Origin of the sequence: Blautia sp. 210820-DFI.6.14 (genome assembly GCF_020558815.1) — a bacterium.
GTDB lineage: Bacteria > Bacillota > Clostridia > Lachnospirales > Lachnospiraceae > Blautia_A > Blautia_A obeum.
Genome location: NZ_JAJCKS010000004.1, coordinates 124,746 through 150,968, shown reverse-complemented (window position 1 = coordinate 150,968; position 26,223 = coordinate 124,746). Strand labels below are relative to the sequence as shown.

The window sequence follows — 26,223 nt, the reverse complement described above, 5'->3', positions numbered from 1 at the left end:
TTCCTCCTGTCAGCCGTTCTTCTCTAATACTTTGTCATAAAATGCGTCGATGTCTTTTCGGTACTGTTCAAATTTGTCTAGCTGATTGTTTGGAACATCATATTTAATAGAAATGATGCGTTCAAAGATGTTGTCCTCTTTCAGTACAGAAACCGGCATGCCTCGGTTGATGAGTGCTTTGGATTTTTCGTACAGATAAAGGATGATCTCCATCATCTCAAACTGTTTTTCCATTGGAACGCAGGTATCTTCCTGATGGAAGGCATTCTGCTGAAGGAAGCCAAGTCGGATGACTCTGGCAATCTCAAGAGTTAGCTTCTGATCATCCGGGAGTACATCACTGCCGATCAGTTTAACGATCTCCATCAGAGAGCTTTCCTGATTCAGGATCGCCATCAGCTGATTTCGGTCAGCCACGAATTTTGGAGATACATGATCGCGGTACCATGGGGTCAGATCTTCGAGGTATTCACTGTAGCTTGTGAGCCAGTGGATCGCCGGGAAGTGTCTTGCATAAGCAAGAGCCTTATCAAGTCCCCAGAAGCATCGTACAAATCGTTTGGTATTCTGAGTGACTGGTTCAGAGAAGTCACCGCCCTGTGGGGAAACTGCACCGATGATGGAGACAGAACCTTCTGTACCATTGAGATTTTGCATCATTCCGGCACGCTCATAAAAAGCGGAAAGCTTGGAAGCCAGGTAAGCAGGGAAACCTTCCTCTGCCGGCATTTCCTCAAGTCGTCCGGAAAGCTCTCGAAGAGCCTCAGCCCAACGGGAGGTGGAGTCTGCCATGATCGCTACATCGTAACCCATGTCACGATAATATTCAGCCAGAGTAACACCTGTGTAGATAGATGCTTCACGGGCAGCAACCGGCATGTTGGATGTGTTGGCGATCAGAGTAGTACGGTCCATCATCAGGTTTCCGGATTTCGGGTCGATCAGCTTGCTGAAGTCCTCCAGAACCTGTGTCATCTCATTTCCACGCTCGCCGCAGCCGATATAGATGATGATATCTGCATCGGACCATTTGGCAATCTGGTGCTGTGTCATGGTCTTTCCGGTTCCAAAACCACCCGGAACGGCAGCCGTACCGCCTTTGGCAATCGGGAACAGAGTGTCAAGGATACGCTGTCCTGTGACAAGCGGAACGCTTGCAGGGTAGCGCAAATGCGTCGGACGAGGAATACGGATCGGCCATTTCTGAGCCAGTGCAAGCTCTTTAGTGGTTCCGTCATTCAGCTGTATTGTGACAATTGGTTCCAGAATGGTGTAATCACCGTCCGGAGCTGCCTTGATAACAGTTCCCTCTGTGATACTCGGAGGAACCATGGATTTATGGAGGATAGAAGCAGTTTCCTGTGTCTCGGCGATGATCGTGCCAGGACCTACTACGTCTCCTTCTTTAACTGTGATATGTGAGTGCCATTTTTTCTGGGTGTCCAGTGAATCTACGCTGACACCACGGGAAATATATTTTCCGGAGGATTTGGCAATCTCCTCCAGAGGACGCTGAATACCGTCAAAAATATTGTGGATGATACCAGGTCCTAAAAGTACAGAGATGGCATCGCCGGTACCGGTAACGGTTTCGCCCGGGCGAAGTCCTGTGGTCTCCTCAAATACCTGAACAGTTGTCATACCCTTTTTAAGGCCGATGACCTCGCCAACCAGGTTTTCCTTACCTACATAGACCATCTCGGAGATTTTGAATCCGGAATCGCCTTTTAAGTAAACGACAGGGCCATTGATGCCATAGATGATACCAGTTTTACTCATTCTTCAGCCCTCCGTCAAATTTGAATTCTCTGCACATTGAAGCAAGATTTGCAGAGAAAGAATTATCGATAAGTATGTTTTTATGTGGAATCTCTGCGCGGATACCGCCGATAAAATCTTCTTTTGAGACCTGGAGCGGGGTACCTGTTTTCTGCGCAAGATCATTTGCTTTGGATTTGTCGGAAGAAGAGAGATAGATCTGGATCTCATCGTCTCCGGCAAATTTTACAGCTTCGTTGATCCTGCGGCAGAGATATTCATCGTATTCTGCAGTAGTGATAAACTGCTGAACCTTGGTCTTAACTTCTGCAAAAAGAGTTTCTTTCAGTTCTTCCTGTTTTCTGGACAAGTCTCTTCTGAGAGTGATCTGTTCGGCAGAAAGAGCCTTGTTGACTTCACGACGGACATGGCCGGTCTCTGCTTTTATCTCAGCTTCAGCATTCTGGCGGCTTGTCTGTTTGTGATCTTCCAGTGTACGGGCAAGATGTTCTTTGTGTTCCTGGATAGCCTGCGCGGCATCTTCGCGGGCTTCATCGAGAGAAACCTCGTAAAAATGCTGCAGTTTTTCGTCTATTGTCATGATATTGTTACCTCCTGCCTACAATTTCAGTCCGATCGCTTCATTGACATATGAAGTGATAAAATCCGGTTTACGGCCGGTGCCGTGTCTGTCAGGAATTTCAATGATCAGAGGTGTTTTGTGATGCAGACGGACATCGTCGATGATCTCAGGAAATTCTCTTCCGAATTTTTCGGTGAGAAGAATGATCCCTACTTCTTTATCTGCAATTGTATGTTCCAGAGCTTCTTTAAGCTCAGCGCGTTCATGGACGACAACACCTTCCACACCTGCCAGACGCATGCCTGTGTAGGTATCAATGTTATCACTGATCAAATACATTTTCATAGAGACGCTCCTTAAAGCTTACCAAGGATCATAAAGGAAATGATCAGTCCGTAGAGTGCGATACCTTCGGCCATAGCTACGAAGATGATGGATTTACCAAAGAGAGATCCGTCTTCGCTCAGAGCACCGAGAGCTGCACTTGCGGAGCTTGCAACGGCGATACCGGAACCAAGACCGGAAATACCTGTAACAAGAGCTGCACCAAGATATCCGAGACCAGTAGCAAGACCATCAGCTGAAGAGCCGGCAGCCTGTACGCTTGCAGTTCCTGCAAAGCTGACTACAGTGGCTACAAGAAGTACACCGAAGAACATAAAGCAGTTGGCGATGAGAGATTTTTTATAACGTTTTTTATTTTTTTCTCCAAGGAAAAAGCATCCAAAAGGTACGATAATACTGAGAATCAGTGCAATAGCTGTTGTAATCTGAATGATCATGTTCATGATGATATCCTCCTGATATATGTGATTTTATTGAATGGGACAAATGTCCCTGCGGTATTTAATTTTTATGCGCTGCCTTCATAAATGGTTTGAATTCGCGTCCGTTACCTGCATAGAAACGGCTGAAGATCTCGTAGTATTCCAGACGAAGAACCTGGATACCTACGATCAGACCTTCCATGGCACATACGAAGATGTTTCCAAGAACGACTACGATCCAGTTCGGGCTGCCGCCATTGGTAGCGCCGGCAAGCATCAGTACAACTTCCATCATAGCTGCGTGGCTGACTGCAAATGCGCCGATACGCAGGAAAGAAAGTGTGTTGGAAAGGTAGCTGAGCAGAACCTCAAACAGTTCGAAGAAGCTCTGAACAAAGAACATGCCTTTCTGTTCTGGTAAAATCTTGGATTTCTTTTCAACCAGGTTGGTGAGTGGCTCCTTAAGGAACATCAGAAGCAGCGGTACGCCAAACATAATGACCAGAATAGCTGCTGCCGGAAGTTTTTTGCCGGAGATAAACAGTCCGATGGTCAGTACGATGGATCCGTAAAATACGAGACCGGCTACAGCGTTGCTGTCAAACCAGGTTTTTTCGGTATCGCCTCTTCGGATGGAATTTATGATGTTGAATACCATACAGATGAGGATGATAAACATACCAAATCCAATTGCGATCACAAATACTGCATTCAGTCTTCCGACCAGCGGGACATCCATCATCTGGTTCATAGGCTTCAGCCATATGGCCTTGAGTACATCTTCAAAACCAAAGAAACTGCCGTACATAAATCCGAAAAAGACGGAAAATACACCGGCACAGCTGATGATTCCTGCAAGATCCATCTTCTTGGTCTTATAAAGGAAAAGTCCACCGAGGAAAAGTACAAGTCCCTGTCCTACGTCTCCGAACATTGCACCGAAGATGAAGGAATATGTGATAGCCACAAACCAGGTCGGGTCCATTTCGTTGTATGCCGGCAGACCATACATCTTGACATACATTTCAAAAGGCTTGAAAAGCTTAGGGTTTCGCAGCTTTGTAGGCGGTTTCTGTGTGGCAGGTGCTTTCTGGTCTTCCATAAGACAGAAGATCTTTTCATCATTCTGGATATCTTTCCGGAAAGCAAGAGCGTCCTTTTCAGTCATCCAGCCACATAAAATATAGAAAGTATTCGTGTCACCAGGAGTGCATGCGGCCAGTTTGCGGATATCAAAGCTGGAAGAGCATGCATCCAGTGCAGCTTTGGCTGAAACAATCTTTGTGCTGTTGTCCTGAAGGAATTTGCGGGATGCCTCTTTGTTGGCATCCAGAGCTTTGTGAATCTCACGATGGCGGGTGTCAAGCTTTTCAAAAGCCTCTGCGGCGGTTCCATGGTATTCATTTGGAATAAAAATACGTTCAAAGTGCATGGAAGAGTATACGGCATGAACTTTGTGTGCCTGATGCTCCGGTACAAAATAAACACCGTAGACATACATTTCATCTTCTCCGCACTTGATAAACAGAGTGTCCAGGTTATCGTAGATATATTTTTCGAATTTCTGAAGATACTGTTTTTCGATACGTCCGAAACGATAGTGAATATACTTGAAATTCAAAATCTCTGAGACATCAAAGTTGAGATTTTTGAACGGACGGATGATCTTCAGCGGGTCCAGTATTTCTGCATGCTCGGACTGAAGTCTGGACTTTTCTTCTTCCAGGCGTCGGAATCCGTCCTGAACCGCCCGGACAGTTTTGATGGCCTTTTCGATATCCATCAGTTCCGGGCTTATCTGAGAAGGATCTTCCAGCTGTTCATAGAAGCTGTCGATCGTCGAAAGAGCCTCTTTGTAAGGGTTGATCTCCAGAAACGGTGACAGATTGGCAACTTCCGTAAGCTCGGAGAGAGCATTTTCCAAATGTATCTCATATTTGGAAAGATAAGTTTCGGTCATTCTGTCAATGTCTGCCTTGGGCCCGGTGATGCTTAAAAATTTCATTTTTTCAATCATTACCATACCTCCCGGGATAGTTAATTGTTACGAATATACTGCATTGCCTCGTCTGGGGCCACGCCATAACGGATACATTCAATAGCGATGGTCAGACGATTTACTTCGTGCTCTTTGTGGTACATGTAGGAATAAAGCATTGCCACGGAATAGGGATCCTTGCGGGATGCCTTTTCCAGAGTGGTACGGAGCATATAATTATAGAATTCTTCGAGATTGTGGGCAGAAAGATGATCATACTTTTTGCCGTAGTACGTCTTGCGAAAGATCTGCTGGGCTTCTTCGCGAGTGGAAGCCTCTACGAGTGCAGTGATTTCTTCTTTTTTCAGCTTGTAATTCATTGGAATCAGCAGCGCATAAATATCTGCAGGTGCCATACTGAAATAACGTTTTGATCGAGATATAAACTGCAGGTTCAGCATATCAAATTTTTCACCGTAGGCAGTGGTGATCTGTTCAAGATCCTTGCCGGAGAAAAGCTTCTTACGTACGTTCCAGATCATAGAAAAATAATAAAGATCCAGAGCCATTCCATAGTCAAAGAGAAGAGCAGTGTCATGATTCTGGATTCTGGACAAAGGTACGTAAAACTCATTTCCTTTCAGAGTATTGATAAACTCATCCATAGTCGTGCATGCTGTCAGTCTGTCCAGATCGAGCTTGGAATGTCTGCGGAAAAAATCACAGTAAGGTGAAACATCCACGGCATCTGTGCTTTTGTGATCGAACAGATTGGTCATGATCTCCTTCAGTACACGAATCTCATAGCGCCTGGAATAAAGATCCAAAAATTTGCGCTGTTCCGGATTTGCGAACTGATATATTTTGGAAAAATCTTTAAAGATCGAAGCCTTGAGCAGTTTTTCTATTTGACCGCGGTGAAGAGAATTTTCATCAAGATCCGCCCATGCTTTGGCATATTCCGGAGTACGTTTCAACCAGGCCGCTGCATGTGAGACGCTGGTGAACTGAAGCATTTCCTGAATTTCTGATTCGGATATCAGTTTACTCTGCATGGCACGGATCTTTGTTGATATTCCGCTGTAGGAAAGGAGTCTTCCCATATCGGATCACCCCTTTCAGTATCTGAGAAGCTGTTGGAATAAGTCTTCCGCCAGCTGCTGGTGATTCTGCCTGTAATACGTATCCAGATCTTCAAGCTGCTGTTCGGTCCTGTGACGGAGAGACGTTAGTTCCTGATCCTTCTGAGCTTCCAGATTATCCTTCAGCTCCTGTATTTTACGGTTGGTTTCCTGTTCCAGTTCTGCGTCAAAGTTCCTGCACTGCTGTTCCATTTCTGCCGAAAGGGCGGCTTTGGATCTGCCTGCATCTTCCATGATGCGCTGCGCTGTGATTTCAATCTCAGATAACTTATTAAGTATCTGTTCCATATTCACCCTCCTTTTCTATGATTTTTTTGGAACTTTATCATATAATACACCTTCCGTTAAATAATTGCTATACGAAATTGCACAATGAAAGGTTAAAATCTTTTGAAAAAAACAAATAATTTAACAAAAACAGTCATTTTAATTTTGAATCTGTTTTTTTCGGAAAATCATATACCAGAAAAGGAAAAATAACAGTGCCGAACCAGAGACGGCCAGACCAATATAAAAAGTATGTGGAACATATCGCAGTTCAATTTTACAGATCTCTGTATCTGCGGGAAGTTTTCAAATAAAAGAAAAAGACGATATTATTTACGGTACGGGCAAAGACAGAATACAGGCGTTCTGGCTTGATGTTGACGGATGAATCATGTATGATAGAAGGCAGAGTTGCTGAAAATGCAATACAGATAGAAAACAGGAGAATTATTTTATGAGATTAAGAAATATACCTGGCGCAAAAGCTGCCATTACAGGAAGTAGTTATGTTGTACAGAATCCTGAAGAGTGGAAAGGTAAATGGAAGCAGTGTTTTACAAAAGAACAACCGCTTCATATAGAGGTTGGAATGGGAAAAGGCCGTTTTTTGATGGACATGGCGAGCCTTCACCCGGAGATCAATTATGTAGGTGTTGAGATGTATGACAGTGTTCTGCTTCGTGCACTGCAGAAGAGAGAAAGAATGGAAGCAGACGGAGAAAAACTGGATAATCTGAAGTTTATGTGTATTGATGCAAGGATTCTTCCGGATATTTTTGAAAAAGGAGAGGTACAACGTATTTATCTGAATTTTTCTGATCCGTGGCCAAAGGCACGTCATGCAAAAAGAAGACTGACTTCCAGAGAATTTCTGGCTCGTTACAGTCAGATTCTGACAACTGGTGAAACGGTAGAATTTAAAACGGACAATAAAGATCTGTTTGAATTTTCCCTCGAGGAAGTGACAGAAGCGGAAGGATGGACTCTTCTGGCACATACCTTTGATCTGCATCACCAGGAGGATATGATGGTGGGAAATGTCATGACAGAATATGAAGAAAAGTTTTCTTCTATGGGAAATCCCATCTGCAAGCTGATTGCACGATGTGAAGAATAATTGCATATTAATATAGAAAGAATGATCCGGACAGGAAATGAATGTACTGTCCGGATGGAAGTTACAGGAGTGGTAACTGCATGGGCTGCAAGAAAGGAAAATGCCACCGACAGGCATTGCTCGCACAGTTCTGTTATGAGCATCAGAAACTTGAATGCTGCATGCGAAAAATTCGTAAAAATGCGGAAGAACTATGTAAAATACTGGATTCCATGCCACCGAAAAAAGAAAAGGAAAAGGAGAATAAAAAATAATTAAAAAAATTATAAATTTTTTCTTGACTTTTAGTCTAGGGTTTCATATAATAGTTTTTGCGTTGAGAAAATAGCCAATGCAAAATTTTATAAAGTATGCGCTTTTAGCTCAGTTGGTAGAGCACCTGACTCTTAATCAGGGTGTCCAGGGTTCGAACCCCTGAAGGCGCACTAAGAACACTGTTTTTGTAGACACAGGAGCTACGGGGACGGTGTTTTTTTGTTCATGAAAATAATAAAACAAAGTATTTGTAAAGGCAGGCAATATATGAGGACTCTACTGGTTGGAAATACGGGGTATATTACAAATAAATTTGTTGAGGAAGCATTTCCGGAAAGCCTGGTAATGGTAATGGGAGATACTAATATCAGGAAAAATCGTAAGAAAAATCTGTTTGTGCGTCCGTTTGTGAAAAATGAAAAAGAACTGGAAGATATTTTCAGCACATATGATTTTGAACAGATCATTTATTTCTCCAATTATCTGACATTCCATGGAGAAACACGTGGAGAAGCTGAGATGCTTCGTAAAATACTGCAGTTGTGCAGAGGAAAAAGGAATATGCGTATTGTATATCTGACAGGTCCTGAACGCTTGTATGATGTTACGACCGGAAAAACACTGTTGGTTTCCGAAATGGAAAATTTGAGCAGAGAATACGCAAAACTCTATAAGACCACTGTAAAAATAATCAGGTCTCCTTATTTATATTCAGAACAGTACGAGAAAGATTTCCTGAATACGGTTTTCCGTGAAATTTCTGCAGAGCAGAAAATAACCTTTCAGGAAGATGAGTCACAGAGAATGTTTTTCCTGTCAATGCAGGATCTGGCAGAACTTATGTATAAAATTTTTGATAACTGGGATGAGGATGAAGAAATTCTCAATATAGCGGATGGGTTTGATCATTGCTTTAAGGATCTGGGAGATAAACTGACAGAATTGTGTCCTCATCTTAAGGTTTCATATGCACGATACAGCATAATGGAAAATATGTTAAAGGATGACAAAATAATCCGCTATAAATACGGCTGGTTTCCTAAAATCTCAATATTGGAAGAGCTTCCGGAACTTTATGAACATTATCAGGAAAGAAATAATATAAAGGAAGGCCGTCTGGACAGTTTAAAACATATTATATCAAAACACAAAGCAGCTGTGAGAGTTGCTGAGTTTGCGGCATTTTTTATTTTGTTTGAATTGCTGAATGGAATAGCCGGAAATCAGGCACAGTTTAAAATGATCGATCTTCGTTTGATTTTTGTCGTGTTGTTTGGCAGTACGTATGGGATCAATTATGGAATTGCAGCGGCAGCGGCAGAAAGCTTATCACTTATACGTGCGTTTGAAGCAGAAGGAAGCAGCTGGTATGTACTGTTCTATGAACCTTCAAACTGGATTCCATTTATCTTTTATTTTGCGGTTGGAGCGATCTGCGGTTATATCCGGATGAAAAATAAGGATAATGTACAATTTATTAAAGAAGAAAATAATTTGCTTCAGGAGAAATTTCTTTTTACCCGTGAAATGTATCAGGAAACCATAGAGGATAAAAACCTGTATAAAAAACAAATACTTGGAAGTAAAGACAGCTTTGGAAAGATTTTTGATATCACAAGAAAACTGGATGTGATCCAGCCGCAGGAACTATATATTGAAACGATCCGTGTTCTGGAAGATGTTTTGGAAAATAAAACCTTTGGACTTTACACATTGAATCGGGAAAATGGTTATGGACGTCTGGAGACAGCATCCGCACAGGTGCAGGGAAATTATCCGAATTCGATAAAACTGAGTGAGTATTCAGCTGCAATGGAAGAACTGGAAAATGGAAATGTGTGGGCAAACCGGGAATTCCTGGAAAAATATCCTATGTATATGGCGGGAGTCCGGAAAAACGGAGAGCTCGTAATGCTGATCTGTATTCAGCAGGTCAGTCGCGAGCAGATGTCATTGTATTTCCTGAATCTTTTCAAGATTCTTTCCGGCCTGGTGGAAACGTCTCTTCTGCGTGCATTGGAATATCAGAAAGCAGTGGAATATCGACAGTATGTGAAAGGAACGCATATATTAAAAACAGAATATTTTGAAGAGCGGTTGAAAGTACAGCATGATATGCGGGAACAGAAGCTGGCATCTTACGTATTGCTGAAAGTTGAATATTCGGAAATGTCACTGAAGGAAGCAGATGAGATTCTGCGCTCCAAGGTGAGAGAAAATGATGTCTGGGGAATCTCGGAAAGCAAGGAATTATATCTGATGCTGGTTCAGACGGATAAAGAAGCTCTTCCGATCATCCTTGCAAGGCTGAAGCAGGCCGGGCTTGTGTGCAGACAGATAGACGAAGAGCTTACAGGCAATAACAGAACAGGAGAAAACAAATGATCCGGACAGTAAGTGGAATCGTGCTGCTCATCCTGCATCTGACGGTTTGTATTCTTATATGGGCAGGAATCAGAAGTGGTATGCTTAAAGTAAAAAAATACCTGATAATACCTGTGATTTTTGTACCTGTATGGGGAGCTTTAAGCATGTTGATCCTCCATCTTCAGGTTTTTAGCAAAGCTGAAAACAGCAGAAAAATAGGTATAGAAAAGCTTCAGGTCAATGAAGAGATATACAAAAATAACTTCAGGTTAAGGGAAGAAAATGATCATGATATTGTTCCCCTGGAGGAAGCACTTCTGATCAATGATCCGGAAAAACGCAGAAAGCTGATCATGGATATTCTGAATGATGATCCTTCAAAATATATCGAACTTCTGGAGAAGGCCCGGATGAATGAGGATGTGGAGGTTGTTCATTATGCGATCACTGCCATGGTAGAACTGTCTAAGGATTATGACAGCAAACTGCAGACTTTTGAACGCACATATGCAGCTGCACCGGAGGATCCGGTTGTACTGGATGAGTATTGTGATTTTATGGAAGAATATCTGCAGCAGGGATTGCTTGAAAAACAGGTGGAACATATGCAGAGAAATCAGTACACACAGCTTCTTCAGAAGAAGATCAAAACAGATATGAATTTCCACAGCTGTTTGTGTCTGGCAGACAATTTAATGAAGCTTAAAGATTACTCAGGAGCTCAGCAGATTCTGGATGTTATAGATAAAAAATGGCACAGAAGAGAAGAATACTGGGTGAGAAAAATCCAGTTATTTGCAGAGCAGAAAAATGGCAGGGCAATTCAGGCAGCTCTGAAACAGATGAAAGAGGAGCATATTTATTTGTCTTCAAAGAGTAAGGAGGTTCTGGCTTTTTGGTTAGATTCATAAAGAAGATCAGGAATTTTCAGTTTAAGGGGATCTTGATGATCCTGGGCTGTTTTATACTGATCGCAGCTGTGCTTTTTGCAGAAAGATCTGGGGTTCAATACCAGGAAAAAAAGAGACAGATTTCTTATATAGATAAGGATAAAATCATAACAGAAAAAGAGGCGGCAGATTCATTAAAAAAGACATGTCTGGTTTTGCGTGACAGCAGCCAGGAAGAGAGTGAACAAGCCTGGATAGAGTTTCAGCGTATTTTTATGGATATGCGTGTTGGAACGGATGTGATTGATGTACAAAAGGATACAATTCCCGATCTGGACGCCTATGAGATAGTTGTGCTTCTGCTCAGTGATCTTGATCCATTAAAAGAGAAGGTTCTGGATATCTGTGAATGGGTAGAAGATGGTGGAAGTGCAATGTTTGCACTGACACTGCAGAAGAATACATATGTGTCTCTGATAGAGCAAAAGCTTGGAATTATCTCATCCGGTTATGAGAATACAGAGGTGGATAGCATCTATTTTGATAAGGATTTTTTGATCGGTGGCGGACAGGCTTATACGATCATGGATCCATATGACTCCGCATGGGAAGTGGAACTTGCGGAAACCGCAAGGGTTTATGCCAGAGTTGGAGATCAGAGTGGAACACCAGTAATCTGGGAAGAGGATTATGGCAAAGGCAGATTTGTAGTTGATAATTTTGGATTATATGAAAAAGCGGTCAGAGGCTTTTATGCTGCTTCTTATAGTCTGCTTACGGATGCGGGAGTTTATCCTGTGATCAATGGCTCTGTGTTTTATTTGGATGATTTTCCTTCCCCAGTACCGGGAGGAGATGGTACCTATGTCAGACGTGACTATAATACTAATATTGCAGATTTTTATTCCAATATCTGGTGGCCGGATATGATGTCACTTGCAGCAGAGCATGGCGTCAGATATACGGGTGTGATGATCGAAAACTATGAAGATGAGACAGATGGAAAAATCAAAAAGCAGACAGACACACAGAGATTTCAGTACTTTGGAAATATGATCCTGCATCAGGGTGGAGAACTGGGCTACCATGGGTATAACCACCAGCCATTAAGTCTGTCAAATGTGGATTATGGAGATGTTCTTCCATATAAGACGTGGATAAGTATGAAAGCAATACAGGATGCATTTGGTGAACTGATCCGTTTTGGAAAAGAGATGTTTCCCGGAACAGAGCTGTCGGTGTATGTACCACCTTCAAATGTACTCTCAGAAGAAGGAAGAAAAATGCTGGCTGAAAAATTCCCGGAGATCCGAACAATAGCAAGTAACTATTTCCCTGGTGAATACGCATATGTACAGGAGTTTGAGACGGCGGATGATGGAATTGTTGAACAGCCCAGAATCATATCCGGTGCGATCATTGATGATTATATGCAGATGGCAGCACTTTCAGAACTGAATATGCATTTTGTAAACAGTCACTTTATGCACCCGGATGATCTTCTGGATGAAGATCGTGGAGCTGCACTGGGATGGGAAAAACTAAGAGCAAGACTGGATGAATATATGACCTGGATGAATGAATCAGCACCGTCACTCCGAAATCTTACAGGTTCGGAGCTGGCAGGAGCTGTTCAGCGCTATGGTGCCCTGACCGTAGACAAAGAGATCACAGATCAGGAGATCAGAATTCATCTTGGAAATTTCTATGATGAAGCCTATCTGATGGTCAGAATCAACGATGGTACACCGGGACAGGTTACAGGCGGCGAACTTACAAATGTTACCGGAAATCTTTATCTTCTGCATGCGCAGGAGAGCGAAGTGGTGATTGAGCGAAATTGAGGAGAAAACAGTGAAGATCTGTCTGATTTTGGAGGGATGTTATCCCTATGTGTTTGGTGGGGTTTCCACCTGGATGCACCAGTATATCAATAAAATGAAAGAACATGAATTTGTATTGTGGGTGATTGGTGCAAAGGCAGAAAACAGAGGAAAGTTTGTTTATGAGTTTCCGGAAAATGTTACGGAAGTACATGAGGTTTTTCTGGATGATGCGCTGAGGATGAAGGATACCGGCAGGTTAAGACATTCATTTTCTGACGAAGAAACACAGTCTCTCAGAGAATTGATGCTTTGTGGGAGACCGGACTGGGAAATTTTATTCCGGCTGTATCATGATAAACATATGAATCCAATGTCATTTCTGAAGAGTGAGGAATTTCTGCAGATCCTTATAGAATGCTGCGAAGAACACTACCCATATATTGCATTTGCAGATGCTTTTCATACCATGCGTTCAATGCTGCTCCCGGTGCTGTATCTGATGGGGACAGAGGTGCCGAAGGCAGATGTATACCATGCAATCTGCACCGGTTATGGAGGTCTTCTTGCCTGTCTGGGAGGTTATGTGAACAAAAAAGACGTGCTTCTTACAGAGCATGGGATTTATACACGTGAAAGAGAAGAAGAGATCATCCGTGCCAAATGGGTGGTGCCATCTTTTAAGAAACAGTGGATTTCTTTTTTCTATATGCTGTCAGATATGATATATCAGAGAGCATTTCGCGTGACCAGTCTTTTTACCAACGCTATGCATACGCAGGTAAGCATGGGTTGTGATAAAGATAAATGCAGAGTGATATCTAACGGAATAGACTATGACCGACTGTCAGGGATTCCGCTGAAAGAGCCAGATGGCTGGATTGATATTGGCGCGGTAGTAAGACTGGCACCGATCAAAGATATCAAAACGATGATATATGCATTTTTTGAGTTGTCAGCGCGGTTACAGAATGTGCGCCTGCATATCATGGGAGGCGTGGATGATGAAGAATATGCAGAGGAATGCTATGCGCTGGTTGACCAGCTGAAAATAAAAAATATAATTTTTACAGGGCGTGTAGATATTGTCAAATATATGGAAAAGCTGGATTTTACAATACTTACAAGCATTTCAGAAGGACAGCCACTATCGGTTCTGGAATCTTTTGCCGCAAGACGTCCGTGTGTGACAACGGATGTCGGATGCTGCAGAGAACTTCTTGAAGGAAGCGAGGGGGACTCTTTTGGGCGGGCCGGATATTATGTGGCACCTATGTATCGTGAGGGTCTGGCGGATGCAATGGAAAAGCTGTGTGTGTCGGAGCCAAGACGAAGAAGAATGGGAGAAAATGCTCAGAACAGAGTGAAAACCTATTACAAACATGAAGATATGATGGAGAATTATCGTAAAGTATACAGGGAGATTGAAGAGAAAAATGGCTGGAATAGGATTTGAGCTGAAAAAACTTTTCAACAGGCGTGGACTGTTTGCGACATTTCGGGCTTACGGATATGCTGGAGTTGTATGTACCGGACCAATGCTCCTGGGAGTTGTGCTTCTTCTTGGGGTTATGTTTTTGTGTGATATCACAGGCGGTTCAAGACACAGCAGAGAACTGCTGGTATGTATGATCACATATACTCTGCTGGCATCCCTGACCGTCACAAGTTTTCTTTCTATGGTGGTCACCAGATTTATTGCAGATCAGCTGTATGAAGAAAATTATGAGGCAGTACTGCCTTCGTTCTGGGGATCTTCAGGGCTCATGCTGATTGTGGGAGGCATTCTTTATGGAGTTTTTCTCATATTTTCAGGAGCCGGACTACTGGATGGATTTCTCTGCTTTGGATTTTTTGGAGAGCTGATCATTACCTGGAATGCGATGAGCTATCTTACTGCGATCAAAGATTACAGAGGAATTCTTCTGGCTTTTATCGCAGCGATCCTGGTGACATTTCTGACAGGGTGGATTCTCCTTATGACAGGGATTCCACATGTTGAGGCGTTACTGATTGCTGTTTCTGTCGGTTATGGTGTAATGATGGTGTGGGATGTGACGCTTCTGTATCAGTATTTTCCGTCAGGAAATGTAAGCGCCTTTTTCTTTCTGAGATGGGTGGATCAGTTTTTACCACTGGCATTTACGGGTCTTTTTATCAATATCGGATTGTTTGCGCATCTGGTGATCATGTGGATGGGACCACTGCAGGTAAAAGTACAGGGGCTTTTTGTCGGGGCGCCGTACCATGACGTTCCGGCGTTGATCGCTTTTCTTACTATATTAGTTACAACTGTAAATTTTGTGGTTTCAGTAGAGGTGAATTTCTATCCGAAATATCGAAATTATTACAGTCTGTTTAACGACAAGGGTGCAATAGGAGATATTAAACAGGCCGGAAAAGAGATGCGAAAAATCTTAAATATGGAACTAAAATATACGGCACTGAAACAGCTGCTGACTACGGCGCTGGTGATTTCGGTGGGAGGTATCCTTCTGGAGTATCTGCCGCTTGGTTTCAACGATCTGATGGAAGGATATTTCCGGACACTTTGTGTGGGATATGGCCTTTATGCGGTAGCAAATACAATGCTGCTTCTCCTGTTATATTTTACGGATTACAAAGGCGCATTGTGGTCTTCCGGGATTTTTGCGGCAGGAACTTCTGTATTTACGATAATATCCCTGTTTTTCCCACAGGTATATTATGGATTTGGTTTTCTGGCTGGATGTGTGGCGTTTTTTCTGTTCTCAGTTCTGAGACTGGATTACTATACAAAAAGGCTTCCGTATTACATCCTGAGTGTACAGCCGGTGGTTCAGGAGGAAAAAACAGGTATATTCACAGAACTTGGATATTTTCTTGATAAAAAACTAGAAGGGAGACAGGAGCTTGAGAAAATATAAAAAAGCAGCAGGATTGCTGGCAGTGTCCCTGGTCATTTCGATGTGCAGCGGATGTGTTATGGACAGAGAAAAAAGCAACGAAAGTCAGGCAGGTGAAACAGCGAATCTGACAGATGAAGATGCAGAAATAAAAAAAGCTGCGAAACAGGACATCAATGAAGTACATCTGAGAGATAAAGATACTTTATACGAAAATGATGATGAGACCAGTGTGGTGACAATGTATCTGACTGTTTCGAGAGGAAATGTATCGGAGAATACAGATCATTCCTGGAAGGAAATCAACAATTATTCGGTATATGACTATGATACTATGGGAGTGGAACGTTATCAGGCTGCGGCTCTTCTGCAGGTCGGGGATGAAGATGGTCCACAGCAGGGAGCGGTCGGTTATGGAGAAACTGCGCCAAATGCCACAGTGCAGGTCCGGGGACAGACATCCAGCGAATATGCACAGAAGAATTACAAAATCGAGCTGAAAAAAAACAAGGGAACCTGGCGTGGACAGAGAACGATCAATCTGAATAAACATATGGGCGAAGGAATGCGTTTCCGAAATAAACTGGCTTATGATCTGATGAAGAAAATTCCGCAGATGCTTTCGCTCCGAACACAGTTTGTACATTTGTATGTGAAGGACAATACAGATGGAACGAGTGACAGCTTTGCAGATTATGGATTATATACGCAGGTAGAGCAGCTAAATAAAACAGGAATGAAGGCTCATGGCCTGGACTCGAATGGACAGCTGTACAAAATTAATTCTTTTGAATTCTATCGCTATGAGGACGTGATCAAAAAAGAAGATGATGCGGATTACGACCAGAAAAAGTTTGAAGAATATCTGGAAATAAAAGGAAATTCTGATCACAGTAAACTGATAGAGATGCTGGATACAGTCAATGATTACTCGATACCGATTGATGAGATTCTGAACCAGTACTTTGATACGGAAAATATTACCTATTGGATGGCATATCAGATCCTGACCGGAAATGTGGATACACAAAATAGAAATTCTTATATTTACAGTCCGCTTAATTCCGATACATGGTATTTTATCAGTTGGGATAATGATGGTTCTTTTATGAGAACAGAATATAAAATACGGCAATTTTCAGATCAGGGCGGCTGGGAATCCGGAATCAGTAATTACTGGGGAAATGTCTTATTTCAGAGATGCCTGAAATCACAGACATTCCGAGATAAATTAAATGATGCGATCCTGGATCTGAAGGAAAATTATCTTACAGAGGACAGGCTCACCACGATGATTGAGAGTTACAAGAGCGTTGTAAAACCCTATGCGTATTCCATGCCGGATCAGATGAATGAGCCTCTGACGGAGGAACAGTATGAGCAGGTGGCAGCTGCAATTCCCGGAGAGGTGGAGACAAATTATCAGCTGTATCTGGAAAGCCTGGAAAAGCCGATGCCATTTTATATTGGAGTACCGGTTATAGAAGATAATAAACTGAAGCTGATCTGGGATGTTTCCTATGATTTGGATGCAGAGGATATTACATATACCGTTGAAGTTGCAAGAGATTATCTGTTTCAGGATGTTATTTACAGCTCAGAGAATCAGCTGCTTCCAGAAATGGAGATGGATGTACCAGAAGCCGGACAGTACTTTGTCAGGGTGCGTGCAGGCAATAAATCCGGATACACACAGGATGCCTTTGATTATTACGTAACAGATTCCGGCAAGAATTATGGAATGAAATGCTTTTATGTCACAGAAGACGATCAGATTGAGGAAGATATTTATGATGAAAAGTAAGAAAGAGTTATTTCGAAATGAGTGGAAATATCTGATCAGTGTGGGAGAAAAAGAACTTCTTCGTCTGCGTATGTCACCGTTTCTTCATCTGGATCCTCATGCAGATGAAGGGGGATATATGATCCGAAGTCTTTACTTTGATGATTACTGGAACAGTGCGTATGAGGAAAAAGAAGCTGGAATTCTGATGCGAAAAAAATACCGTATCCGAATCTATAATTACAGTGACAGATCCATAAAACTGGAGAGAAAGAAAAAGCATGGAAGCTATATCTTTAAAGAAAGCGCACCTCTGACTCGTGAAGAAGTAGAGAAGATTCTGGCTGGGGATTATGAATTTCTTCTGAAAAGCCAGTATCCTCTGTGCAGAGAGTTTTATGTAGAGTGTGTGAGCAATATGATGCGTCCGCGTACGATCGTGGATTATGACAGAGAACCCTGGATCATGGATGAGGGGACTGTCAGAGTTACATTTGACAGAGATGTGAGAGCAGCAATTGGAAGTTTTGATATTTTTGATCCGACTTTGCCGACGCTTCCGGTGCTGGAACCCGGAAAACTTGTTATGGAAGTGAAATTTACAGAGATGCTCCCTCAGATCGTCAGAGATATTCTGCCGCCTCATGCAGCTGAATTTACGGCAGTTTCAAAATATGTACTCTGTTATGAGAAAACAAGATATATGAATGGGTTTGAATACTGGTATGAAATACAGGAAAGGGAGATATTATGAGTGTAAAAGACATGATAAAAAAGTCCGTGCTGGAATCAGGTGTATTTGATCAATATAATATTTCGAGTATTCTGGTCGCTCTGGTTGCAGCACTGGCGTTGGGAATTCTTATTTTTCTGGTATACAGAAGATTTTATACAGGCGTTATTTATTCAAGAACTTTTGCAGTGACTCTGGTAGGAATGACAGTTCTGACCTGTATGGTAACGCTGGCGATCAGTACCAATGTTGTAATTTCACTTGGTATGGTTGGTGCACTTTCCATTGTCCGTTTTCGTACAGCAGTAAAAGATCCTATGGATCTTTTGTATCTGTTTTGGGCGATCACCACGGGAATCACGTCAGGAGCCGGAATGTATGTGCTGGCGCTTATTGCGGCAGCAATTATGATCCTTATGATAATACTGTTTTACAGCAGACAGCAGAGAGGGAAAATTTATATTGCAGTTATCCATTACAGTGGAGATGAAGCAGGAGATGAGGTTATCCGATGCTTTGGAAAACGAAAATATTTTATAAAGTCTAAAACTATGCGTAAAGAAAAAACGGAAATGGCAGTAGAGATCTTCTGTAAACAGGCGGATATGGACTTTATGGAAAAAATCCGTGCGATCGAGCATGTAGATGATGTGACATTGATCCAGTATAATGGGGAATATCATGGCTAAAAAAAGAGTGATACGTTGTCTGATCATAATTCTGACAATCGTATTGGCAGCAGGAGTGGAAATGTTCTGGCTAAGCAGAAGAAAAACAATAAAACAATATAAAGAAAGTCAGGCGGCTTTTGGAAATCCGCTTATGGGATATGTCCCAAGTGCATGGTATAACGAGGTTTCGGAAGATATTTCACTTTTGTATATGGATATCACATGGGCGGAGCTGGAACCGGAAGAAGGTGTTTACAACTGGGCGTCAATTGACGAAGAAAATCAGATTTCGAGATGGCGAAAAGAGGGAAAGCATCTGGTACTCAGATTTGTCTGTGATATTCCGAGTGATGAAGAACATATGGATATCCCGGAATGGCTGTATGAGAAGAGTGGAGAGGCCGGCAGATGGTATGACGGAGAGGATGGCAAAGGTTTTGCACCGGATTATAATAATCCGACGATCATTTCCTGTCATAGAAAGGCAGTCAGGGCGATCGGAGAGCATTTTGGACAGGATGGTCTGATCAGCTATGTTGAGCTTGGAAGCCTTGGCCACTGGGGAGAGTGGCACGTGAATTACAGTGAGGGAATCCAGAGAATTCCAAGGGAAGCTGTAAGAGATAAATACATTCTTCCATGGACAGAAGCATTTCCTGATGCAATGATTCTTATGCGCAGACCTTTTGCATCAGCAGAAAAATATGGATTTGGACTGTACAACGACATGACCGGACAGCCGGAGGCCACACAGAGCTGGTTGGGCTGGATCAATAATGGTGGTGAATATGATCAGACAGGTGAAAAGAATGTAATTGTTCCAATGAATGATTTCTGGAAAACAGCACCTTCCGGAGGAGAATTCACGAGTTCTCTTTCAATGGAAGAAATGCTGGATACAAATCTGTCCGGGACTGTAGAAATGATCCGGGAAGCACATACTACTTTTCTGGGACCAAAGATTCCGGATGAAAACTATGTGGATGGATATAAAGAAGTTTTGAAAAATATGGGATATCGGCTGTGGATTTCAATGGCAGAACTGAAGAATACCGCTAAAGGCAGCAGATTGAAGCTGACATGGGAAAACTCAGGAGTGGCGCCGATGTACAAGGAATGGCCGGTGTACGTGTATATTGAAGATGAGTCCGGCAAACTTGTCGAAAAGAGCAGGATCTCAATAAAAATATCTTCGCTGCTTCCGGGAGAAAAAGCGACTACATTGACTGCACTGGAAACGGAAAGACTGAATAGTCTTCTGGAAAAGGGATATCGGCTCTCGGTTGGGATTGAAGATCCTATGACGGAACTTCCTTGTGTTCGCTTTGCAATGGAAGCTTTGTACCAGGAAGGGAAAAACTATTTATGGTAATAAGTAAATAAAAAGAATCCATAAAAATCCGTAAAAAGAAGGAGGGCCGGGCAGCTGTGCCCGGCGAGTATGAAAAAGAAAATATATGTAAAAAAGCATTTGCTTTATTTGCTTATTAATATACAGGGAATCTGTGATGAAACTGTGATGAGAAATTGAAGAAAACGTGAGGGATTTCTAAAGAAGAAATAAATTTTATTAAAGAAGCAGAAAAGCAGCTGGAAAATGCAGAGACACAAAAATAAAAAGAAATTAGCCGTTGTAAAAGTCCTCCTACTCATTTATAATGAAAAAAGATTCTAAAGAGAGTTCTGTTACTGTGCACGAAGTGAACAGTAACGAATTTATAGGGAAAACAGGAGGAAAGCCTTGAAAAAAGAGTTAGTTATTGTTATTGATTTTGGCGGTCAGTACAATCAGCTGGTTGCAAGACGTGTCAGAGAATGTAACGTATATTGCGAAATCTATTCATACAAGACCGATCTTGAGAAGATTAAAGCGATGAATCCTAAGGGAATTATCCTTACCGGCGGCCCGAACAGCTGCTACGAAGCAGATTCACCGACTTATCAGAAGGAGCTGTTTGAACTTGGTGTTCCGGTTCTTGGACTTTGCTACGGCGCTCAGCTTATGATGCATGTCCTTGGCGGTAAAGTTGAAAAAGCAGATGTCAGCGAATATGGTAAGACAGAACTGCTGGTTGACAAAAAAGACTCCAGCATTTTCAAAAACGTATCAGAAAAAACAATCGTTTGGATGAGCCATACAGATTACATTTCCAAAGCGGCACCTGGATTTGAAATCTCTGCACATACAGCAGACTGCCCGGTAGCAACAGCAGAAAACGCAGAAAAGAAACTGTATGCAATTCAGTTCCATCCGGAAGTACTTCATTCTGTAGAAGGAAAGACAATGCTGTCCAACTTCGTACTGGGTGTATGTGGATGTGCCGGTGACTGGAAGATGGATGCTTTTGTTGAGCATACGATTAAGGAAATTCGCGAAAAAGTTGGCGATGGCAAAGTACTTCTTGCCCTGTCCGGTGGAGTTGATTCTTCTGTTGCAGCAGGTCTCCTTTCCAGAGCAATCGGAAAGCAGCTTACCTGCGTATTTGTAGATCATGGCCTTCTCCGCAAAGACGAAGGTGATGAAGTGGAAGGCGTATTCGGACCAAATGGACAGTTCGATTTGAATTTCATCCGTGTCAATGCGCAGCAGAGATACTATGATAAACTTGCCGGTGTAACAGAGCCGGAAGCAAAACGTAAGATCATCGGTGAAGAATTCATCCGAATTTTCGAAGAAGAGGCAAAGAAGATTGGAGCAGTGGATTTCCTTGCACAGGGAACTATTTATCCTGACGTTGTAGAGAGTGGTCTTGGCGGAGAATCTGCAGTGATCAAATCCCATCACAACGTAGGTGGTCTTCCGGATTTCGTAGATTTCAAAGAAATCATTGAGCCACTTCGTGATCTTTTCAAAGATGAAGTCCGTAAAGCCGGTCTGGAGCTTGGAATTCCGGAAAGACTGGTATTCCGTCAGCCATTCCCGGGACCGGGACTTGGTATCCGTATTATCGGAGAAGTGACCGAAGAAAAAGTACGCATCGTACAGGATGCAGATTTCATCTATCGTGAAGAAGTCGACAAAGCAGCCGCTGACTACAAGAAAGAACATGGAGAAGAACCATCCTGGATGCCGAACCAGTACTTCGCAGCGCTTACCAACATGCGAAGTGTAGGGGTTATGGGCGACTTCAGAACTTATGATTATGCAGTTGCACTTCGTGCAGTCAAGACTATCGACTTCATGACAGCAGAGTCCGCAGAGATTCCATATGCAGTGCTGAATAAGGTAATGAACCGTATTATTAATGAGGTTAGAGGAGTTAATCGCGTATTCTATGATCTGACCAGTAAGCCACCGGGAACGATCGAGTTTGAATAAACAAAAATGCTTAGTAAAACCGGCGTTTATGCGGGTTTGCAGCACTTTTAAAAGTCTTTTGATAACAAATTGATAACAGTTGCATGAGAGCCATTATTCTTATAATCCGGTGGTTTTAAGGTTAGAGAATGATTGACAGGTGGTTGTGCAACTAATAAATCCATATTATTTAGAAAGCCCTTAGCTGTGGGTAAAAACTCATGGCTAAGGGCTTTTTTGTCGTATTTATTTATCTGGTTTGAGTTTGTCTTGGAACATTTCGACCAGAGTGTCGCTAAGTGCCTGTGATGGGACTTTTGCCCATGTTTGAGTGGTATCAAACTCCGGGTAGTGGTAACGCCACTCATCGTATTTGTCTTTACTGATTTCTTCAGAAGATAGCTTGTCAGCCTGTTCTTTCCAGGCATACAGCAATTTCCGGAGTTCGTGAGCGTCTTTGCCTTTGGAAGTATCGACTTTCAGACAGATTTCTCCGTCTTCTGATTCACTGACAGTCAGACCGTACAAATCTTCAAGGGTAAACAAAGTGTGCATCAGTCCGATATAGCTGTCAATGTCCGGCACATCAAGGGCATGAGGGGAAACATCCAGAGCCTGTGCCAGTGCAGCAGTAAGTTCCGCTTTCGGTTTTCTTGTTCCTGTTTCATATTGTGCTAAACGTACATCGGCACTTCGCTCAGGAAAGCCGACAATCGTACCAAGATATTTTTGTGTCATCCCACGCAGAATGCGGAAAAAATGGATTCTCTCTCCAATCGCCATAACGTGTCCACTCCTTGTATGTATTTTACAATGAGTATAGCAGATATGTTTAGGAGAAGTCAAGATAATACAAAACAAAAAAGTTTAATATTTTCAGAAAAGCCACTTGACACAAGCAAATATGCTTAGTATAATAAGTTCGAATTAAGCAAATAAGTTTAATAAAAACAAAATGACCGTCCGAACAGTATAAACCGCCAAGACCTTGCCAGACGGCAAGCGAGCGCCTGATCTATTACGGTATATCGGGACAGCACAGTGCCGAACAGGGAATACCTGCTGGAACTTCATTCGGATAGAACGGCAATCAAAAACGAAAGAAAGGACTGATTATATGAAAAACAGATTTATTTGTGCCGAAGAAGTGGCACAGGAACTAAGCGTATCAAAGCCGTATGCTTACAAGCTAATCCGTCAGTTGAATGAGGAACTGAAAGAAAAAGGCTTTATTACTATTTCAGGACGGGTAAACCGCCAGTATTTCTATGAAAGGCTCTACGGAGCAGGAAAGGAGGATGAATAATGCCGGTATTCAAAAACGAGAGCAATGGAACATGGTATGTGATGGCGAGATATGTCAACTGGAAAGGCGAGCGTAAGCAGAAATGCAAGCGTGGATTTTCTACCAAGAAAGAAGCACAGGAATGGGAGCGAATGTTTCAGTTGCAGAACTCCTCTGATATGGATATGAGTTTTGAAGCTTTTACCGAACTGTATATCCGGGATATGAAAAGCCGTCTGAAGGAGAATACATGGCTGACAAAGGAGCATATCATCCGCACAAAGATTTTACCTTATTTCGGCAAGTTGAAAATCAGCGAGATTTCTACAAAAGAGGTTATCGCATGGCAGAATGAGATGCTTGCCTATCGGGACGAAAAGAAAAAGCCATACTCACAGACCTATCTGAAAACGCTGCACAATCAGTTGTCCGCTATCTTCAATCATGCGGTGCGGTATTATGAGCTGCGTTCCAATCCAGCCGCTAAAGCGGGAAATATGGGAAGTGAGGAACACAAGGAAATGCTGTTCTGGACGAAAGAAGAATACAAGAAATTCTCATTTGAGATGATGGACAAGCCTGTTTCCTTTTACGCTTTTGAAATGCTCTACTGGTGCGGCATCCGTGAAGGAGAACTGCTGGCACTGACCGCCGCTGATTTCGATTTTGAGAAAGAAACGGTCAGAATCAATAAGTCCTATCAGCGATTACACGGCGAAGATGTGATTACCACACCGAAAACAAAGAAAAGTAACCGCATCATCAAAATGCCGAAGTTCCTATGTGAAGAAATGCAGGAATATTTGCAGATGCTTTACGGATTGAAGAAGAAAGACCGAATCTTTACAGTCACAAAAAGTTATCTTCATCACGAGATGGACAGAGGTGCGAAAGCCGCAGGCGTAAAACGAATCCGTATCCATGATTTACGGCACAGCCACATCAGCCTGTTGATTGATATGGGATTTTCAGCGGTGGCGATTGCAGACCGTGTAGGGCATGAAAGCATTGACATCACTTACCAGTACGCTCATCTGTTCCCGTCAAAGCAAACGGAAATGGCAGATAGATTAGACGATTTAGGGAAAGGAGAGATTGAAAATGTCAGCTAAGAACAGAGATAACAAAAACCGTTGGAGAAACATCACAGTAGGGTTTCGGGTATCGCCCGAAGAAAATGAACTCATTAACAAGGCAGTTGCCTTATCGGGACTGCCAAAGCAGGAATACTGTTACCGCCGCTGTCTGAATCAGGATGTAGTGGTACAGGGCAATCCCAGAATATTCAAGGCACTTAAAACGGAACTTGCCACTGTGCTCACAGAATTAAAGCGGATTGAAGCAGGAAACGGTGTGGATGAAGAACTGCTGAATGTCATTGAACTGATCGCTGTTATTATGGGCGGTCTGAAAGGAGAGGACGAGGATGGAAAATAAAAAAGAAAAGACTGCCCCGGATGTATCTGTTGGCGCAGATACGGAGCAGCCAATTCGTAAAAACACTACAAGTAGTATATCCGAGAATGGTGGAAATATCAAGAGTTTTGAGGAATTGCAGAGAGAAATGCAGTTGCGATCAGACCCGTCCTATCTCCAGACAATCTCCATGAATGAACTGTTTGACACACAGTATCGGAGTAAGCAGCCGTTGATTGACGGTCTGCTCTACCCCGGCACTTATATCTTTGCAGGTTCGCCCAAACTGGGGAAGAGCTTTCTGATGGCACAGCTTGCCTACCATGTCAGCACAGGTACACCGCTTTGGAATTATACCACCCGAAAAGGAACGGTGCTGTATCTGGCACTTGAGGACGATTACCGCCGCTTGCAGGAGCGTCTGTACCGGATGTTCGGGACAGAAAGTACCGATAATCTTTACTTCTCTGTTTCTGCCAGCCAGCTTGGAAATGGACTGGATGAACAGCTTGCAAGATTTGTGGCAGAGCATAAGGACACGAAGCTGATTATCATTGATACGCTTCAGAAAGTGCGTGAGGTTGGCGGCGATAATTACAGTTATGCAAATGATTATCAGATTATGGCAAGACTGAAAAGTTTTGCGGATGCTCACGGACTTTGCTTACTGCTCGTACACCACACGAGAAAGCAGAATGCGGATGATAAGTTTGACATGATTTCCGGGACAAGCGGACTGCTTGGGGCGGCAGACGGAGCGTTTCTTCTTCAGAAAGAAAAACGGACAGGCAATGCCGCAACACTGGAAGTATCGGGCAGAGATCAGCAAGACCAGAAGCTGTATCTTATCCGCAATACAGAAACATTGTTGTGGGATTTGCAAAAGGCAGAAACGGAATTATGGAAAGAACCGCCAGAGCCGTTACTGGATGAGATTGCGGAGCTTGTTATGAAAGACAATCCTTATTGGGAGGGTTCTCCAACGGCACTTGTTGCACTGATAAATGTGGACATTCAACCTCATGTTATTACAAGAAAGCTGAATGTTCTTGCAGGAAGGTTGTATGCAGAGCATGGGATTCTCTTTCGGAGTGAGCGTGTCCATGAGGGACGGAAACTAAGGCTCTGGAAAGACAATACAGAGAATGCGTGACAGTACGTGACGGTTGTGACGGTATTTTTGACAGCGGGGCGGTATCAAAATA

Annotated in this window: 24 protein-coding genes and 1 tRNA gene; 17 read left to right on the top strand and 8 right to left on the bottom strand. The window is 42.7% G+C overall.

Features of this window, described 5'->3' with window-relative positions:
- Window positions 1–9: 9 nt before the first annotated feature.
- From LI112_RS05615 to LI112_RS05585, 7 genes are read right to left on the bottom strand one after another with little or no spacing between them, the layout of a single operon-like run.
- Entirely contained in the window at window positions 10–1,779 is a 1,770-nt protein-coding gene (locus LI112_RS05615) for a V-type ATP synthase subunit A (RefSeq protein ID WP_022388201.1), read from the bottom strand.
- Window positions 1,772–2,359, bottom strand: a complete 588-nt coding sequence (locus LI112_RS05610; RefSeq protein ID WP_005425715.1) for a V-type ATP synthase subunit E — start codon at window positions 2,357–2,359, stop codon at window positions 1,772–1,774. Before LI112_RS05610 ends, LI112_RS05615 begins: the two co-directional genes overlap by 8 nt.
- Before the next feature lie 18 nt (window positions 2,360–2,377).
- Window positions 2,378–2,686, bottom strand: a complete 309-nt coding sequence (locus LI112_RS05605) for a V-type ATP synthase subunit F (protein ID WP_005425717.1) — start codon at window positions 2,684–2,686, stop codon at window positions 2,378–2,380.
- A gap of 11 nt (window positions 2,687–2,697) precedes the next feature.
- Complete coding sequence (locus LI112_RS05600; RefSeq protein WP_022388202.1) at window positions 2,698–3,129, bottom strand: ATP synthase subunit C; 432 nt, start codon at window positions 3,127–3,129, stop codon at window positions 2,698–2,700.
- Window positions 3,130–3,187: 58 nt separating this feature from the next.
- Window positions 3,188–5,125 carry a V-type ATP synthase subunit I gene (locus LI112_RS05595; protein ID WP_022388203.1) on the bottom strand — a complete coding sequence of 646 codons (1,938 nt, stop codon included), beginning with the start codon at window positions 5,123–5,125 and terminating at the stop codon, window positions 3,188–3,190.
- 20 nt (window positions 5,126–5,145) lie between these two features.
- Complete coding sequence (locus tag LI112_RS05590; RefSeq protein WP_022388204.1) at window positions 5,146–6,189, bottom strand: V-type ATPase subunit; 1,044 nt, start codon at window positions 6,187–6,189, stop codon at window positions 5,146–5,148.
- A 15-nt stretch (window positions 6,190–6,204) separates the two neighbouring features.
- Entirely contained in the window at window positions 6,205–6,516 is a 312-nt protein-coding gene (locus LI112_RS05585; protein WP_005425725.1) for a hypothetical protein, read from the bottom strand.
- Between the two features lie 433 nt (window positions 6,517–6,949).
- Between LI112_RS05585 and trmB the strand changes: the two genes are divergently transcribed.
- The 13 genes from trmB to guaA all read left to right on the top strand — a co-directional run bounded on the left by trmB (window position 6,950) and on the right by guaA (window position 22,338).
- Entirely contained in the window at window positions 6,950–7,612 is a 663-nt protein-coding gene (trmB, locus tag LI112_RS05580) for a tRNA (guanosine(46)-N7)-methyltransferase TrmB (protein ID WP_005425733.1), read from the top strand.
- Between the two features lie 80 nt (window positions 7,613–7,692).
- Window positions 7,693–7,866: a hypothetical protein gene (locus LI112_RS05575; protein WP_022388205.1), complete on the top strand. Its 174-nt coding sequence runs from the start codon at window positions 7,693–7,695 to the stop codon at window positions 7,864–7,866.
- Between the two features lie 98 nt (window positions 7,867–7,964).
- Window positions 7,965–8,037: transfer RNA gene (locus tag LI112_RS05570), tRNA-Lys, on the top strand.
- A 97-nt stretch (window positions 8,038–8,134) separates the two neighbouring features.
- Window positions 8,135–10,252, top strand: coding sequence for an NAD(P)-dependent oxidoreductase (locus tag LI112_RS05565; RefSeq protein WP_227190340.1), 2,118 nt, complete (start codon window positions 8,135–8,137; stop codon window positions 10,250–10,252).
- Window positions 10,249–11,145: a hypothetical protein gene (locus tag LI112_RS05560; RefSeq protein ID WP_005425739.1), complete on the top strand. Its 897-nt coding sequence runs from the start codon at window positions 10,249–10,251 to the stop codon at window positions 11,143–11,145. Before LI112_RS05565 ends, LI112_RS05560 begins: the two co-directional genes overlap by 4 nt.
- A complete protein-coding gene (locus LI112_RS05555; protein ID WP_227190339.1) occupies window positions 11,130–12,968 on the top strand; it encodes a DUF2194 domain-containing protein in 1,839 nt (612 codons plus the stop codon). The genes LI112_RS05560 and LI112_RS05555 overlap by 16 nt, the downstream gene beginning before the upstream one ends.
- Window positions 12,955–14,403 (top strand): GT4 family glycosyltransferase PelF, encoded by a 1,449-nt coding sequence (pelF, locus tag LI112_RS05550; protein WP_330415479.1) that lies wholly within the window; start codon window positions 12,955–12,957, stop codon window positions 14,401–14,403. The genes LI112_RS05555 and pelF overlap by 14 nt, the downstream gene beginning before the upstream one ends.
- The gene (gene pelG / locus LI112_RS05545) at window positions 14,384–15,853 is read left to right on the top strand and encodes an exopolysaccharide Pel transporter PelG (RefSeq protein ID WP_117739263.1); all 1,470 of its coding nucleotides are present in this window, start codon (window positions 14,384–14,386) and stop codon (window positions 15,851–15,853) included. Before pelF ends, pelG begins: the two co-directional genes overlap by 20 nt.
- Complete coding sequence (locus LI112_RS05540) at window positions 15,840–17,636, top strand: CotH kinase family protein (RefSeq protein ID WP_044925799.1); 1,797 nt, start codon at window positions 15,840–15,842, stop codon at window positions 17,634–17,636. Before pelG ends, LI112_RS05540 begins: the two co-directional genes overlap by 14 nt.
- A complete protein-coding gene (locus LI112_RS05535) occupies window positions 17,623–18,369 on the top strand; it encodes a polyphosphate polymerase domain-containing protein (protein WP_005425750.1) in 747 nt (248 codons plus the stop codon). Before LI112_RS05540 ends, LI112_RS05535 begins: the two co-directional genes overlap by 14 nt.
- Entirely contained in the window at window positions 18,366–19,037 is a 672-nt protein-coding gene (locus LI112_RS05530) for a DUF4956 domain-containing protein (RefSeq protein ID WP_118393207.1), read from the top strand. Before LI112_RS05535 ends, LI112_RS05530 begins: the two co-directional genes overlap by 4 nt.
- Window positions 19,030–20,391, top strand: a complete 1,362-nt coding sequence (locus LI112_RS05525; protein ID WP_227190338.1) for a DUF4832 domain-containing protein — start codon at window positions 19,030–19,032, stop codon at window positions 20,389–20,391. The genes LI112_RS05530 and LI112_RS05525 overlap by 8 nt, the downstream gene beginning before the upstream one ends.
- Window positions 20,392–20,760: 369 nt before the next feature.
- Entirely contained in the window at window positions 20,761–22,338 is a 1,578-nt protein-coding gene (gene guaA, locus LI112_RS05520) for a glutamine-hydrolyzing GMP synthase (RefSeq protein WP_055055829.1), read from the top strand.
- A gap of 225 nt (window positions 22,339–22,563) precedes the next feature.
- Here the strand turns inward: guaA and LI112_RS05515 are convergent, their stop codons facing one another.
- Window positions 22,564–23,100: a helix-turn-helix domain-containing protein gene (locus LI112_RS05515; protein ID WP_015540712.1), complete on the bottom strand. Its 537-nt coding sequence runs from the start codon at window positions 23,098–23,100 to the stop codon at window positions 22,564–22,566.
- Window positions 23,101–23,434: 334 nt separating this feature from the next.
- Here LI112_RS05515 and LI112_RS05510 point away from each other — a divergent pair, with 334 nt between their 5' ends.
- Genes LI112_RS05510 through LI112_RS05495 form a run of 4 tightly spaced genes read left to right on the top strand, consistent with a single transcriptional unit; the run spans window position 23,435 to window position 26,171 of the window.
- Complete coding sequence (locus tag LI112_RS05510) at window positions 23,435–23,623, top strand: hypothetical protein (RefSeq protein ID WP_015540713.1); 189 nt, start codon at window positions 23,435–23,437, stop codon at window positions 23,621–23,623.
- Window positions 23,623–24,714: a site-specific integrase gene (locus LI112_RS05505; RefSeq protein WP_117739262.1), complete on the top strand. Its 1,092-nt coding sequence runs from the start codon at window positions 23,623–23,625 to the stop codon at window positions 24,712–24,714. Before LI112_RS05510 ends, LI112_RS05505 begins: the two co-directional genes overlap by 1 nt.
- Entirely contained in the window at window positions 24,704–25,039 is a 336-nt protein-coding gene (locus LI112_RS05500) for a hypothetical protein (RefSeq protein ID WP_015540715.1), read from the top strand. The genes LI112_RS05505 and LI112_RS05500 overlap by 11 nt, the downstream gene beginning before the upstream one ends.
- Window positions 25,029–26,171, top strand: a complete 1,143-nt coding sequence (locus LI112_RS05495) for a helicase RepA family protein (RefSeq protein ID WP_117845757.1) — start codon at window positions 25,029–25,031, stop codon at window positions 26,169–26,171. Before LI112_RS05500 ends, LI112_RS05495 begins: the two co-directional genes overlap by 11 nt.
- Window positions 26,172–26,223: the final 52 nt, after the last annotated feature.

What these genes read in the sequence shown, in the direction of transcription:
- LI112_RS05615 (WP_022388201.1), bottom strand. Translation starts at nt 1,779, where the DNA reads ATGAGTAAAACTGGTATCATCTATGGCATCAATGGCCCTGTCGTTTAC.
- LI112_RS05610 (WP_005425715.1), bottom strand. Translation starts at nt 2,359, where the DNA reads ATGACAATAGACGAAAAACTGCAGCATTTTTACGAGGTTTCTCTCGAT.
- LI112_RS05605 (WP_005425717.1), bottom strand. Translation starts at nt 2,686, where the DNA reads ATGAAAATGTATTTGATCAGTGATAACATTGATACCTACACAGGCATG.
- LI112_RS05600 (WP_022388202.1), bottom strand. Translation starts at nt 3,129, where the DNA reads ATGAACATGATCATTCAGATTACAACAGCTATTGCACTGATTCTCAGT.
- LI112_RS05595 (WP_022388203.1), bottom strand. Translation starts at nt 5,125, where the DNA reads ATGATTGAAAAAATGAAATTTTTAAGCATCACCGGGCCCAAGGCAGAC.
- LI112_RS05590 (WP_022388204.1), bottom strand. Translation starts at nt 6,189, where the DNA reads ATGGGAAGACTCCTTTCCTACAGCGGAATATCAACAAAGATCCGTGCC.
- LI112_RS05585 (WP_005425725.1), bottom strand. Translation starts at nt 6,516, where the DNA reads ATGGAACAGATACTTAATAAGTTATCTGAGATTGAAATCACAGCGCAG.
- trmB (WP_005425733.1), top strand. Translation starts at nt 6,950, where the DNA reads ATGAGATTAAGAAATATACCTGGCGCAAAAGCTGCCATTACAGGAAGT.
- LI112_RS05575 (WP_022388205.1), top strand. Translation starts at nt 7,693, where the DNA reads ATGGGCTGCAAGAAAGGAAAATGCCACCGACAGGCATTGCTCGCACAG.
- LI112_RS05565 (WP_227190340.1), top strand. Translation starts at nt 8,135, where the DNA reads ATGAGGACTCTACTGGTTGGAAATACGGGGTATATTACAAATAAATTT.
- LI112_RS05560 (WP_005425739.1), top strand. Translation starts at nt 10,249, where the DNA reads ATGATCCGGACAGTAAGTGGAATCGTGCTGCTCATCCTGCATCTGACG.
- pelG (WP_117739263.1), top strand. Translation starts at nt 14,384, where the DNA reads ATGGCTGGAATAGGATTTGAGCTGAAAAAACTTTTCAACAGGCGTGGA.
- LI112_RS05535 (WP_005425750.1), top strand. Translation starts at nt 17,623, where the DNA reads ATGATGAAAAGTAAGAAAGAGTTATTTCGAAATGAGTGGAAATATCTG.
- LI112_RS05530 (WP_118393207.1), top strand. Translation starts at nt 18,366, where the DNA reads ATGAGTGTAAAAGACATGATAAAAAAGTCCGTGCTGGAATCAGGTGTA.
- LI112_RS05525 (WP_227190338.1), top strand. Translation starts at nt 19,030, where the DNA reads ATGGCTAAAAAAAGAGTGATACGTTGTCTGATCATAATTCTGACAATC.
- LI112_RS05515 (WP_015540712.1), bottom strand. Translation starts at nt 23,100, where the DNA reads ATGGCGATTGGAGAGAGAATCCATTTTTTCCGCATTCTGCGTGGGATG.
- LI112_RS05510 (WP_015540713.1), top strand. Translation starts at nt 23,435, where the DNA reads ATGAAAAACAGATTTATTTGTGCCGAAGAAGTGGCACAGGAACTAAGC.
- LI112_RS05505 (WP_117739262.1), top strand. Translation starts at nt 23,623, where the DNA reads ATGCCGGTATTCAAAAACGAGAGCAATGGAACATGGTATGTGATGGCG.
- LI112_RS05500 (WP_015540715.1), top strand. Translation starts at nt 24,704, where the DNA reads ATGTCAGCTAAGAACAGAGATAACAAAAACCGTTGGAGAAACATCACA.
- LI112_RS05495 (WP_117845757.1), top strand. Translation starts at nt 25,029, where the DNA reads ATGGAAAATAAAAAAGAAAAGACTGCCCCGGATGTATCTGTTGGCGCA.